We start from the raw sequence: 13,848 nt of genomic DNA, 5'->3' as shown, positions 1-13,848 counted from the left end.
TAAAACTGCTATGCTTAACCTTTACATACTTAATAAAATTAAAAAGAAAGAAAATATAAAAAAAATAATCTTGACTTTAATTTTTATTTTTTCAGCAGCCTTTTCGACTAAAAATACAAATCAAGGTCAACAGTATAAAAATAAGTTAATTAAAAATTTTACGAATGTAAATAAAATAAACACAAAAACTAAATTAGTTAATCGAAAAGAATTTCTTCTACAACTTGAAAAGATTAAATTTTTTTCTCCAAGTTTATATGCAAAAAATATATCTACTTACAACATCGTATTAAAATGGTTAAAAAAAAAAGCAGATATAAATGAACTAAGTAAATTTGGAATTAATTTGTTTCAAATGAAAGGTGTAGATAACTATGGAAACGTTAAAATAACTGGATATTACACACCAATAGTAAAAGCAAGTAAGATAAAAAGAAAAAATTTTATATATCCAATATACAGAATGCCTTCTAATTTTAAAAAAAATGAAAAATTACCACAGAGAAAAGATATATACAATGGTGTTCTGAAAAAAAAATATATTTTAGCTTATAGCAATTCTTTAATAGATAATTTTATTATGGAAATTCAAGGTAGTGGTTTTATAGATTATGGTAATAAAAAACCATTATCTTTTTTTAGTTATTCAAAAAAAAATAATTGGCCATATACAAGTATTGGACAAATTTTAATAAAAAACGGAGATATAAAAAAAAAAAATATGTCGATGCAAACTATTAAAAACTGGTGCAAACGTCATAATCAAAAGGAAATACAAAATTTACTTGAAAAAAATAAATCTTTTGTTTTTTTTAAAGAAACGGGAAGAAAAGAAGCATATGGTGCTAGTGCAATTCCATTAGTTGAAAAAGCAGCGATGGCAGTAGATAAATCTATAATAAAAAGTGGAAGTATAGTATTAGTACAAACACCTTTGCTTGATAAAAACGGAGTTTTTACTCACAAATATGAAATGTATTTATTAATTGCATTAGATGTAGGAGGTGTTATTAAAGGACAACACTTTGATATTTACCAAGGAATCGGAGAAAAAGCTGGTTTATTAGCAGGTTTCTATAATCATTATGGATACGCTTGGATACTTAAAGTTTGATTCAAAAAAAATAACTAAAAAAGAAAAATTATGAACATAATTCAATCAGGAATTACCGTTAAAAATACTTCTATTGCTGTAATAATAGCCAGATTTAATGAATTTATTAATAAAAATTTATTATCTGGAACAATAGATACATTAACAAGAATAGGCAAAATAGAGAAAGAAAAAATTCTACAAATATATGTTCCTGGAACTTATGAAATACCTATAGTAGCAAGTTATCTTGCAAATACTAATAAATATGATGCTATAATTGCAATTGGTACAATTATCAAAGGAAGTACTGATCACTTTAAACATATTGCAAATGACACGTATGGTAATCTTTCAAAAATAAGCACAAAGTATTTTATACCAATCACAATGGGAATATTAACTACAGAAAATATTCAACAATCTATTGAAAGATCAGGTACAAAAATGGGAAATAAAGGATCTGAGGCTGCTTTAGCTGCATTAGAAATGATTAATGTTATGAAAAAATTAAAAAAAATAAATAATTAAATTATGGAATATAACGAATTTGAAATTATATCTAAATTTTTTAAAAATCATCAAAGAAAAGATAAAAATCAAATCAAGGGAATTGGAGACGACAGTGCTTTAATAAAAATACCAAAAAACAACTTTCTTGCAATTAGCACTGATACTTTAGTTGAAGAAAAACACTTTTTAAAAAACATAACTCCGAAAGATTTAGCGTACAAAGCTGTAGCAGTTAATCTTAGTGATTTAGCTGCTATGGGAGCTAAACCAAAATGGATCACATTGTCTATTACAATGCCAAAATCTGATAGTACATGGCTTAATTCATTTAGTACAAGCTTCTTTAACGTTTTAAATAAATATGGATTAAATTTAATTGGAGGAGATACAAATTCTGGCCCTTTAAGTATAACATTGAGTATTTATGGATTAATAAAGGGGAAAAATGCATTACTACGAGGAAATGCTAAAAACGGGGATTTAATATATATAACTGGAAATCTCGGAGAAAGTGCTGCAGGTTTATCTTTACTTCAAAAAAAAACTTTTTTAAAAAATGTGAAAATATGCAATTATTTAATCAAAAAACATCTAAAACCTATTCCTAGAATTTCTGAAGGAATAGTATTAAGAAATATTGCCAATGCCGCTATCGATATATCAGATGGTTTAATTTCTGATTTAGGCCATATACTAAAAAGCAGTAAATGTGGAGCTGATATTAATTTAAATCAAATACCTATTTCTAAAGTTTTAACTGATAACTTTAAGATTAATCAATATTTAAACTGGGCTTTGAATTCGGGAGAAGATTATGAATTATGTTTTACTATTTCAAAAAAAAATGTTAAAAAATTAAATTTAGCCATTAAAAAAAAAGTAATCAAATGTACGTGTATAGGTTATATTACATCGATAGAAAATGGATTTAATTTAATAAAAAATCAAAAAAAAATAATTTTTAAAAAAACAGGATTCAATCACTTTATTTAAAAAGTAAATAAAAAAATATTGGTGAAATATGAAAGATATATTTTATATGACACGAGCAATAAAAATTAGTAAATTAGGAGAATTTACGACTTCTCCAAATCCTAACGTAGGATGTGTAATAGTAAAAAACAATCAAATTGTAGGAGAAGGTTGGCATGAACAATATGGGAAAAATCATGCTGAAATTAATGCTTTAAGAATGGCAGGAAAAAAAGCACAAGGTTCAACTGCTTATATAACACTGGAACCATGTAATTATTTTGGAAAAACTCCTCCATGTTGCGATGCAATTATACAATCTGGAATAAAAAATGTAATAATAGCTAGTCTAGATCCTAATCCTAAAGTCTCTGGAAAAGGAGTTCTGTATCTTAGAAAAAAAGGTATTTTCGTAAAAACAGGTTTAATGTCAAAAGAATCTAAAAAGTACAATAAAGGATTTTTTAAAAGAATGAGAACAGGATTGCCATGAATACAACTAAAATTAGCAATGTCAATAGATGGAAGAATAGCAATGCAAAATGGAGAAAGTCAATGGATTACTTCAAAAAATTCACGTGAAGATGTGCAAAAATTTCGTGCAAAAAGTTCAGCTATTCTTACTAGTAGTACTACTATATTAAACGATGATCCTTTACTAACTGTACGTCAAAAAGACTTTAATAAAGAAACATTATCTGTTTTTCCTAAAAAAATATTTCAACATCCTATAAGAGTTATTATAGATAGTAAAAACCGTGTTAAAAAATCGCATAAAATAACACAAACAAAAGAAAAAATTTTATTAATGCGATTAAAATTAGATAAAGAAATATGGCCAGAAAACATAAAACAAATTATAATGAAATCGTATAAAGAAAATATTGATTTATTATCTGTTTTAAAATTTTTAGGAAATTCAGAAATTAATAATTTATGGATAGAAGCAGGTAGTACTTTATCTGGTGCTTTTTTAAAACTAGAACTAATTGATGAAATCATTATATATATGGCACCTAAAATATTAGGACATAAAGCAAAACCATTATTTATTTTTGATAATAAATTAAAATTATTTAACTGTCTTAAATTTAATTTTAAGGATATTCGTCGAATAGGACCTGATATCCGATTGAAATTAGAACCTAAAAACAAAAAATTTTAAAAAAAAATAGAATTGGAAAAAATATGGTAATAAAACCAAATTTTCGACGAAAAGCTCGTGCTTGTGCTCTACAAATGTTATATTCTTGGGAAATCTCTCAAAACAATATAAAAGATAGTGCAATAGAATTTCTAAAGGAAAAAAATAAAAAAAATATTGATATTATATATTTTTATGAATTAATCATAGGAATAACCTATGATTGTAAAAGTATAGATGATTTAATGAAGCCATATTTATCTCGTTCATTAAAAGAATTAGGACAAATTGAAAAGGCTATTCTTAGAATTTCATTTTATGAACTATATAAAAGAAACGATATACCTTATAAAGTATCTATTAATGAAGGTATTGAATTAGCAAAATTATTTGGATCTGAAGATAGTCATAAGTTTATCAATGGTGTTTTAGATAAAGCGGCATTGAAAATAAAAAAATAAATAATTAAAAAAAATTTCATTATTTTAATCTGATAACCACAAAAGTATTCTTTTTTGAATTCCTTCTGGATCTAGTTGATAATCATGTTTAATTTCTTCCTGACTACCTTGAGAAATGAATGTATCTGGCAATCCAATATTTAAAACTGGAAGTAAAATCTTTTTCATCATAATGAACTCGTTTACTGCACTACCTGCGCCACCAGCAATAACGCCTTCTTCAATTGTAACAAAAAATTTATATTTTAACGATAATCTTAAAATCATATTTGTATCTAATGGTTTAACAAATCTCATATCAATAAGTGTGGCATTTAAACTTTCTGCTGCCAAATAAGCATTTTGTAACAAAGTACCAAAATTTAAAATAGCTATTTTTTCTCCAATTCTTTTAATAAGAGATTTACCTAACGGAATTAGGTTCATTGGTGATAATGATATTCCAATACCCTGACCTTTAGGATATCTAACGACACTAGGACCTTCTTTATGCATATAACCTGTATACAACATTTGTCTACATTCATTTTCATCACTCGGAGTCATGATAACAATTCCAGGAATGCATCTTAAATAAGATAAATCAAAAATTCCTTGATGTGTCGGGCCATCATGTCCTACTATTCCTCCTCTATCAATAGCAAATAAAACTGACAATTTTTGTAACGCTACATCATGTATAATTTGATCATAAGCACGTTGTAAAAAAGTAGAATAAATTGACACAACAGGTTTATATCCTGCAATAGCGAGACCAGCTGCAAAAGTGACTGCATGTTGTTCAGCAATAGCGACATCAAAATATTGATTGGGAAAAAGACGAGAAAATTTTAACATTCCCGAACCCTCACACATAGCAGGTGTAATAGCTATTATTTTTTTATCCAATGAAGCCACTTCACATAACCAAGAACCAAAAACATCTGAATAAGTAAGAATTTTAGAAGATGAAGAAATAGATTGAGGTACTGTATGCCATTTAATTGGATCTAATTCTGCAGGGGGGTAACCTTTTCCCTTTTTAGTAATTAAATGCAGTAGACAACTCTTTTTTTTATCTTTTATTTCTTTAAAAACTTTAATTAATTTGAAAATATCATGCCCATCAAATGGACCTAGGTACTTAAAATTTAAATTTTCAAATATTGAAGAATTGAAAATTTCGTTAGTTTTTTTTATTTTTCTTAAAAATTTTAAATGTTTGTTTAAAGCGCCTATGTTTTTTGAAATAGACATTTGATTATCATTTAATACAACTAAAAGATCAGATTGTATCATACCCGCATGATTCATCGCCTCAAAGGCCATACCTGCAGTCATGGCTCCATCACCAACAACGCAAATAGTTTTTCTATTTTTTCCTTCTTTTCCAGCTGCAATTGAAAGTCCTAAACCTGCACTGATTGAAGTAGAAGAATGTCCAACACTTAAAGTGTCATATTTGCTTTCCTCTCTAAAAGGAAAAGAATGTAATCCATTTTTTTTTCTAATACTAGCTATTTTTTTAGCTCTTCCTGTTAATATTTTATGTGGATAAGATTGGTGTCCTACGTCCCATAACAAATTGTCAAACGGAGTATTATAAACATAATGCAAAGCAACTGTAATTTCAATTACACCTAATCCAGAAGCAAAATGTCCTTGAGTCATAGAAATAACGTCTAATAAATATTTTCGTAATTCTATACATAATTGGGGCAATTGTTTAATCGATAAAAGCCGCAAATGTTTTACTGAACTAGCAAAAGATAAAATTGGATATCTTGTAATATCAAAGTTCATTGGAAACTCATTATTAAACTTATTTAAAACGTTTAATGATAAATTGTGTTAGTAATTCTAATTTATTAACATCAAATTTTTTTTTTAAATTTTCTAATGCAAAAAAAGCTTCTTTATATAGTTTTTTTATTTTAATTTTAGATTTTTTTAATCCTATTAATAATGGATATGTATTTTTTATTTTATTTTTTTTATCTTTTAATTTTTTAGTATCATTTTCTAAATCAAAAATATCATCCTGAATTTGAAAAGCTAAACCAATAGAAACTGAAAACTTATCTAAAATAAATAAAATTTCTTTAGAAAAATGATTTGAAGAAAAATAAGCTAAACGTATAGAACACCGAATTAAAAATGCAGTTTTATATAAATTAATCTCTTCTAATTCAGATATATTTATATTTTTTGTTTCTTTTTCTAAGTCTAACATTTGACCAATACACATCCCGGAACAACCAATTGAATTGGAAAATTCAGAAATCATTTTTAAACGCATGGAATCATGAACCCCTGGCATATGATTACTTGATAAAATATTAAATGCTAATCCTTGTAATGCATCACCTGCCAATAAAGCAAAATTTTCACCATATTTTATATGACAAGAACTCTTTCCTCTTCTAAAATGATCATTATCAATACATGGCAAATCATCATGAATTAAAGAATAAGAATGAACTAATTCGACAGCTGCAGATATAACGTCAAGTGTAGTAATATGTACTTGAAACATTTCTCCAGTAACATATATTAAACATGAACGTAATCTCTTTCCTCCTGATAGGGTACTGTATTTCATTGCTTTTAAAAGAACAGAATTTTGAAAAGGCAATTCCTGCATTATTTCAAATAACTTTTTGTTTATACGATTACAATATATCTCATATAAATGAGAAAAATTCATATTCAAACACCTAAAAAAAAGAACAATTATTAGATCAATAAAAAAAAATAACTTAAAATATATAAATTTTTGTAATATTTATATAAATTATACTATAAAAAAATTATTTCTTACAAAAAAAACTAAATATAAACCATATAAAAGCAATAAAAAGTTCAAATAAAAAAATATCTTTAGTACTAAAAAAGGTATATAACCATCCGTTTAAAATACCTCCGCAAGCTATCCCTAAGAATTGACTTGTAGAATAAACACTCATTATACTTCCTTTGTAATGATTTATAGATATCTCTTGACTTAAATATGAAGGAAAAAAAATTTCTAATATATTAAAAGCAATAAAAAAAATTTGTAAAGAAAATATTAAACATATCAAATTATGATTTGATAACAAAAAAAACAAAAATGATAAAAAAATAAAAAAAACACATATTTCAATAATATTTTTTAAAAAGAAATGAAATTTAAAATAAAAAACAATAAAAAATAAAATAAAAAAAGAAATTATTATAGTAGTTAAATAAACTATCCAATGATAATGTAATAAAAGACCAGAATGTTCAAACTCATAAGGTAAAATTAAAAAATTCATAGTTAATAAAAAATGAAGAGAAAACACACCTAGATAAAATCTAATAAATATTTTATTAAAAATATATTGTATTTTCTGCTTAAAAATATATTTTTTTTGATTTTTTAAAATTTTCTTATCAGAAGAAGGAATAAAAAAAATAATAGTTAGAATAGAAAAAATAGATAATATAGCCGAAATCCAAAAAATAGAAAAAAAACCAAAATTTTCAGCAATAATTGGTCCAGAAACAATAGAAATTAAAAAAGAAATAGCAAAGCTTGCACCTATAATAGAAATTGATTTTATACGATTTTCTTTACGAATTAAATCAGATAATAATGCCATAGAAACACCAGAAATAGCACCAGAACCTTGTATAGCTCTACCAATTATTACAGTCCAAATTGAACTAGTACTAATAGCAACAAGACTGCCAATAAAAAAAATAAAAAGACCAAATATAATTAGTTCCTTCCGACCAAATCTATCAGACAGTATTCCAAAAGGAATTTGAAATATTATTTGAGTCACTCCATAAATACCAATAGATAATCCAATTAAAAATTTATTTCCATCATTTAAACGTAATCCATATTTGCTTAAAATAGGTAAAACTGCAAATACACCTAACATTCGTAGAAAAAAAACAACACAAAAACTTAATGTAACTTGTAATTCTAAAAAATTCATTTTATAATTTTTCATATTCAACTCAATTATTATTAAAATTTTACATCTTATTTATGTTATGTTAAAAAAAAATCATAAAAAAAATATATATGAAAAAATTGAAAAAGATAGCGAAGGATTTTTAAAAAAATCTACAGATTGGAATATAAATTTAGCAAAAGAAATTGCAAAAAAAGAAAAAATTATTTTGAAGGATGATCATTGGAAAGTAATACATTTTATAAGAAGATTCTATTTCGAATTTAATATAACACCATCTATGAGAATGTTGATTACAAGCATAGAAAAAGAAATAGGTCGAGAAAAAAGCAATAGTATTTATTTATTTAAACTTTTCCCTGAAGGACCAGCTAAACAAGCAAGTAAGATAGCTGGTGTACCTAAACCTTCACAATGTTTATAAAAATTTAAAAAATAAAATCTATAGACATTAAAAAATTAAACAATGTAACTATTACGATAGAAAAATAAAACAATTTACTAGAAAATTTCTTATCATCTCTTGCTCGTATACTTATATAAGATATATATAACCAATAAAAACAAAAAAAAGAAAAAAATAAAAGAAAAATATAACTTAAATAACCTAAAAAAGTTAACATCGAAGTAGAAATCATAAAACATATTATATAGTAAAAGATATGTTTTTTAGTTTTTAAAATACCCTTTACTAGAGGAAAAAAAGGTAAACCTGCCTTTTTATAATCATTGATATGAAGAATAGAAATAGCGTAAAAATGAGACATTTGCCAAAATACAAAAGTAATAAATAACAAAAAACAAAACAAATTGATATCATTGCTAACAGCAGTGTGTCCAATAACAGAAGGAATAGAACCTGAAAAACTTCCAATAAAAGTTGAGTATATTGTTTTTCTCTTAAATAAGAATGTATAGAAAAAAACATAGATAACAAATCCTATAAAAGATAAAAACATTGATAAAATATTTACTAAAAAACCTAATATTAAAAACCCCACAATTCCAATAAAACAAGCAAAAATTAATGCTGATGTGGGGCTTATTAAGTTTCTTACTAAAACTCTGTTTTTAGTCCTATTCATTTTATTATCTATATCGATATCAATTATATTATTAAAAATACAGCTTGAAGCAATAACTAGAGAAGTTCCAAAAACAGTAAAGAAAAATAAAAAAAAATTAAAATCAGGAAAAGATGAAAACAAAAAACTACCTATTATTAAAAAAACATTTCCAATAATAATGCGAGGTTTTGTTATTTCTAAATAATCTTTTAACATATAGATAAAATACTTTCAAGTAAGTAGTAGTTAAAACATAAGATGATGATTTAAATTATACATAATCCATAAAGAACCAAACACAATAATAAAAATAATAATCAATACAAATAATAAAGATATAATATTCCATGAATTTTTTTTAGAAAAACTTAAATGTAAAAAAAACATAAAATGAACTATAATTTGACTAAAAGCACATAGTAAAATTATAAAAAAATTCACTTTTCTAGAAAATAAATGATTTAAAGTACAAAAAAATGGAATAATAGTTAAAAATAAAGAAAATAAAAAACCTACTATATAAGACTTTATTTCTTTATTAAAATTATTTTTTATTTTTTCATATTTATTCATTAAATAACTCCATTTAAATAAACAAAAGTAAAAACACAGATCCATATAATATCTAAAAAATGCCAAAATAAACTAAAACACAATATTCGAATACGAATAGTGTCAGTTATTCCTAAATTAAATAGTTGATAAAAAATAGATAATATAAAAATTAAACCAAAAAAAATGTGAATACCATGAATACCAATAATAGTGAAAAAAATAGAAAAAAAAGCATGTCGACTAGGACTACAGTTTTCTAGAACAAGTTGATGAAATTCATTTATTTCCATTAATAAAAAAGATAAACCTAAAAAAAATGTTAAAAATAGATAAAAATATATCATTTTAATATTTTTTTTATTTTTTTGTATAGTCAGCATGCCACATGACAACGAACTTAATAATAAAATAAATGTTTCTAGAAAAACATAAGATAAATTAAAAATTTTATGATTAATAAAATTTGTAGAAAAATTTGAAGAAATAATTGCATATACAGCAAATAAAACAGCAAACATTATACAATCGCTCATCAAATATATCCATAATCCAAATAACTTATTATTTTTTATTTTTTCTTGTATCATTTTAAACCTGCTTTTTGAATATTTTCTAAGTGTCGATTTTCAATATTTCTGATTTCTTTTACTGATATAGTATACTCAACATTTTCATCTAAACTTTTAAAAATTAAACTTATAATAACAATAAACAAAGATAAACAACACAACCAGATGATATTCCATACTGCAGAAAAACCAAAAAGTAAAGAAAAAAAGCTAATAAATACACCTAGTCCTGTATTTTTAGGCATATGAATTTCGTTATATTGATTTTCTTGAAATTGATTCTTTTTCTGTTTTCTTTCCCAAAAATCATCTTTGTTTTTAATATTTGGAATAATAGCAAAATTATATAATGGAGCAGGAGAAGAAGTAGACCATTCTAAAGTTCTTCCATCCCATGGATCACCGGTAATATCTAAATTAAGATGACGATTTCGTACTGAAACCCAAAATTGAATTATTTGACATAGTATACCTATACCAATAATAACAGCACCAATAGCTGCAATAGATAATAAAAAATGAAATTCAATATCAATATTTTGACTTAAACGACGAGTCATTCCCATAAAACCTAAAAAATACAATGGCATAAAAGCAGTAAAAAAACCTATTATCCAAAACCAAAAGGCACGTTTACCCCAAACTTCATTTAAAATAAAACCAAATAATTTAGGAAACCAATAGTTGATTCCAGCAAAACAACCAAAAACAACACCACCAATTATAACATTATGAAAATGAGCAACTAAAAACAAGCTATTATGTAACATGAAATCAACAGGAGGAATAGATAACAATACACCTGTCATTCCACCAATAGAAAAAGTAATCAAAAATCCAATAGTCCATAACATGGAAGAATGCATATAAACTCGACCTTGATACATTGTAAACAACCAATTAAAAATTTTTACTCCAGTAGGAATTGCTATAATCATAGTAGTAATTCCAAAAAAAGCATTAACGTTTGAACCAGCACCCATAGTGAAAAAATGATGAAGCCAAACAATAAAAGATAAAATAGTAATAGCTAAAGTGGCCCAAACTAAAGATACGTATCCAAATAAACGTTTTTTTGAAAAAGTAGCAACTACTTCTGAAAAAACACCAAATACTGGAAGAACTAAAATGTAAACTTCTGGATGACCCCAAATCCATATTAAATTAACATACATCATTGCATTTCCACCAAAATCATTAGTAAAAAAATGAAAAGAAAAACAACGATCTAAAGTTAATAAGAAAAGAGTTATAGTTAACACTGGGAAAGAAATTACAATGAGAATATTAGTACATAAAGAAGCCCAAGTAAAAACTGGCATTTTAAAAAAACACATTCCTGGTGCTCTCATTTTTAAAATTGTTACTAAAAAATTAATACCTGTCAAAGTAGTTCCAATCCCGGAAATTTGAAGACTCCAAATCCAATAATCTACTCCTACTCCTGGGCTATATTTAACTTCAGACAATGGAGGATATGCTAACCATCCTGTTTGTGCAAATTCACCTATTCCTAAAGAAAGAGTAAGCAAAACAGCACCACTTACATTCAACCAAAAACTTAAATTATTAAGAAAGGGGAACGCTACATCACGAGCTCCAATTTGTAATGGAATTACTAAATTCATTAATCCAATTACAAGAGGCATGGCTACGAAAAAAATCATTATAACACCATGAGCTGTAAATATTTGATCATAATGATGAGGTGGCAAAAAACCTGTACTCCCTGAAGATGCAATTACCTGTTGAGTTCGCATTAATATCGCATCAACAAAACCACGAAACAACATAATAAATGCAAGTATTCCATACATAATAGATATTTTTTTATGATCTACCGTAGTAAACCATTCAAACCATAAATATTTCCATTTTTTAAAATAAGTAATACTCAAAGAAACACATAATGCAATTAAAATAATGGAAATATATGTAACCATTATAATTGGTTCATCAAAAGGTATAGCATTTAATGTCAATTTTCCAAACATTTTTATTTCCTCTACAATCAATATTTTATATTAAAGTTTTCTAATGTTTGAATACTTTGTTCTTTAAATAATTTTGATTAACTATCTCATTAAATAAATTTTTCTTAACATCAGAAAAATATTCTATGAAATGATTTTCGTTAGGTAAAGAAATTGTATTAAAAATATTAATTTGATTTAATTTTTTAGGAGATTTTTGTGCTTTTTTAATCCAATTTTCAAAACTTTTAATATCTGATACAGATATTGCAGTAAATTTCATATTAGAAAAACCTCTACCACTGTAATTAGATGATATTCCTTTATATTTTCCGGGAGAATTGGAAATTAAATTCAATTTAGTCATCATTCCAGGCATAGCATATATCTGACCACCAAGAGATGGAATAAAAAAAGAATTCATAACAGAACTAGAAGTAATATGAAAAATTATAGGTCTATTTACAGGAAACATAATTTCGTTGATAGTTGCTATGCGATATTCAGGATAGATAAATAACCATCTCCAATCTAATGATATAACATCTATTTTTATAGGTTTATATTTAGAAAATATAGATTTTTGAGGATCTAATATACGACTATAATTCCATGTTAAAAAAGCTAAAAAAGAAATTATTACAATTGGAACTGTCCATACTACTACTTCTATTTTTTTAGAATCAGACCAATTTGGTTTATATTTTTCATTTATATTAGACGCATGATATTTAACTGAAAAATATATAGTCATAAAAATTACAGGAATTATTACAAATAGCATCATTAAAAATGATATCAATAATATTGAACATTCTTGAATAGCGATTGTTCCATGAGGATTTAATAAAACACTATTGCAACCGTGTAATATAAAAATAATAGAAATTAATAATAATGTCTTAAAAAAATTATTAAAATTTATAGATATCATCAAAAAACCTCAAAATATAATATTTATTATTAAAAATTTTTATCTTGCAAAATATTATTTTTAACTAAATTTTTTATTTAATAAAAATTAAATTAAAGAATACTATTATTCTTATAAAATCAATAATTTGTGAAATAATTGAATTATTTTTTAAAAATTGATAACATTTAAAATAAAAAAAATATATTTTTATCAATAAAATCAATTCTTCATTGAATTTTTGTTCAAAAAAAATTTTTTTAAAAAAATATGATAAATAAATATAAAATATTTTTTATCACAATTTCCATCTTTTATCTAAAATCAATTAGGATATAACAATAATTCCATGTATCTAAAAAAAATAAAAAAACACTTAGAATCTAAAATTAATGTAAGTTCTATTAGTATTTACGATGACAGCAAACTGCATAACTATTCTACGAATACAAACATAATTAGTCATATAAAAATTGTTATCGTTAGTGATGATTTTGTTAATAAAAATTTAGTTTTTAGACACCGTATAATTTTTAAATCTTTAAAAGAAATAGAAAAGGAAAGTATATATTCAATTACATTATATACTTATACTCTAAACGAATGGAAAGATAAAAAATATAAAGAATTTAATTCTATAAAATGTGTTAAAAAATAAA

At 24.5% G+C, this 13,848-nt stretch carries 14 protein-coding genes and 1 pseudogene; 7 read left to right on the top strand and 8 right to left on the bottom strand.

Annotation, left to right across the window (positions count from 1 at the left end; all coding sequences use genetic code 11):
* Positions 1-10: 10 nt before the first annotated feature.
* From mltA to nusB, 5 genes and pseudogenes are all read left to right on the top strand, one after another.
* A complete protein-coding gene (gene mltA, locus QZ401_RS01135; protein ID WP_295164200.1) occupies positions 11-1,114 on the top strand; it encodes a murein transglycosylase A in 1,104 nt (367 codons plus the stop codon).
* 30 nt (positions 1,115-1,144) lie between these two features.
* A complete protein-coding gene (gene ribE, locus QZ401_RS01130; protein WP_295164198.1) occupies positions 1,145-1,624 on the top strand; it encodes a 6,7-dimethyl-8-ribityllumazine synthase in 480 nt (159 codons plus the stop codon).
* A 3-nt stretch (positions 1,625-1,627) separates the two neighbouring features.
* Positions 1,628-2,599 (top strand): thiamine-phosphate kinase, encoded by a 972-nt coding sequence (gene thiL / locus QZ401_RS01125; protein WP_295164196.1) that lies wholly within the window; start codon positions 1,628-1,630, stop codon positions 2,597-2,599.
* A 28-nt stretch (positions 2,600-2,627) separates the two neighbouring features.
* Positions 2,628-3,743 (top strand): annotated as a pseudogene (gene ribD, locus QZ401_RS01120) (bifunctional diaminohydroxyphosphoribosylaminopyrimidine deaminase/5-amino-6-(5-phosphoribosylamino)uracil reductase RibD).
* Positions 3,744-3,772: 29 nt separating this feature from the next.
* On the top strand, positions 3,773-4,183 hold the full coding sequence (gene nusB / locus QZ401_RS01115) for a transcription antitermination factor NusB (RefSeq protein WP_295164851.1): 411 nt from the start codon (positions 3,773-3,775) through the stop codon (positions 4,181-4,183).
* Positions 4,184-4,207: 24 nt separating this feature from the next.
* Here the strand turns inward: nusB and dxs are convergent, their stop codons facing one another.
* From dxs to QZ401_RS01100, 3 genes are all read right to left on the bottom strand, one after another.
* On the bottom strand, positions 4,208-5,965 hold the full coding sequence (gene dxs / locus QZ401_RS01110; RefSeq protein WP_295164194.1) for a 1-deoxy-D-xylulose-5-phosphate synthase: 1,758 nt from the start codon (positions 5,963-5,965) through the stop codon (positions 4,208-4,210).
* Positions 5,966-5,984: 19 nt separating this feature from the next.
* Positions 5,985-6,869: a polyprenyl synthetase family protein gene (locus QZ401_RS01105; RefSeq protein ID WP_295164192.1), complete on the bottom strand. Its 885-nt coding sequence runs from the start codon at positions 6,867-6,869 to the stop codon at positions 5,985-5,987.
* A gap of 103 nt (positions 6,870-6,972) precedes the next feature.
* Positions 6,973-8,148 carry an MFS transporter gene (locus QZ401_RS01100; RefSeq protein ID WP_295164190.1) on the bottom strand — a complete coding sequence of 392 codons (1,176 nt, stop codon included), beginning with the start codon at positions 8,146-8,148 and terminating at the stop codon, positions 6,973-6,975.
* Between the two features lie 43 nt (positions 8,149-8,191).
* Here QZ401_RS01100 and QZ401_RS01095 point away from each other — a divergent pair, with 43 nt between their 5' ends.
* Complete coding sequence (locus tag QZ401_RS01095) at positions 8,192-8,536, top strand: TusE/DsrC/DsvC family sulfur relay protein (protein ID WP_295164189.1); 345 nt, start codon at positions 8,192-8,194, stop codon at positions 8,534-8,536.
* A 4-nt stretch (positions 8,537-8,540) separates the two neighbouring features.
* Here the strand turns inward: QZ401_RS01095 and cyoE are convergent, their stop codons facing one another.
* From cyoE to cyoA, 5 genes are read right to left on the bottom strand one after another with little or no spacing between them, the layout of a single operon-like run.
* Positions 8,541-9,395: a heme o synthase gene (gene cyoE / locus QZ401_RS01090; protein WP_295164188.1), complete on the bottom strand. Its 855-nt coding sequence runs from the start codon at positions 9,393-9,395 to the stop codon at positions 8,541-8,543.
* Positions 9,396-9,425: 30 nt separating this feature from the next.
* Positions 9,426-9,752, bottom strand: a complete 327-nt coding sequence (cyoD, locus tag QZ401_RS01085) for a cytochrome o ubiquinol oxidase subunit IV (RefSeq protein ID WP_295164187.1) — start codon at positions 9,750-9,752, stop codon at positions 9,426-9,428.
* The gene (gene cyoC / locus QZ401_RS01080) at positions 9,752-10,321 is read right to left on the bottom strand and encodes a cytochrome o ubiquinol oxidase subunit III (RefSeq protein WP_295164185.1); all 570 of its coding nucleotides are present in this window, start codon (positions 10,319-10,321) and stop codon (positions 9,752-9,754) included. Before cyoC ends, cyoD begins: the two co-directional genes overlap by 1 nt.
* The gene (gene cyoB / locus QZ401_RS01075) at positions 10,318-12,297 is read right to left on the bottom strand and encodes a cytochrome o ubiquinol oxidase subunit I (RefSeq protein WP_295164184.1); all 1,980 of its coding nucleotides are present in this window, start codon (positions 12,295-12,297) and stop codon (positions 10,318-10,320) included. The genes cyoC and cyoB overlap by 4 nt, the downstream gene beginning before the upstream one ends.
* Before the next feature lie 40 nt (positions 12,298-12,337).
* Entirely contained in the window at positions 12,338-13,210 is an 873-nt protein-coding gene (cyoA, locus tag QZ401_RS01070) for a ubiquinol oxidase subunit II (RefSeq protein WP_295164182.1), read from the bottom strand.
* A gap of 328 nt (positions 13,211-13,538) precedes the next feature.
* Between cyoA and QZ401_RS01065 the strand changes: the two genes are divergently transcribed.
* Positions 13,539-13,847 carry a BolA/IbaG family iron-sulfur metabolism protein gene (locus tag QZ401_RS01065; protein ID WP_295164181.1) on the top strand — a complete coding sequence of 103 codons (309 nt, stop codon included), beginning with the start codon at positions 13,539-13,541 and terminating at the stop codon, positions 13,845-13,847.
* Position 13,848 lies beyond the last annotated feature (1 nt).

Source organism: uncultured Buchnera sp. (assembly GCF_913776765.1).
GTDB lineage: Bacteria > Pseudomonadota > Gammaproteobacteria > Enterobacterales > Enterobacteriaceae > Buchnera > Buchnera aphidicola_AO.
Note: the sequence above shows the minus strand (reverse complement) of the source record. Positions and strands in the feature narration are given on the sequence as shown.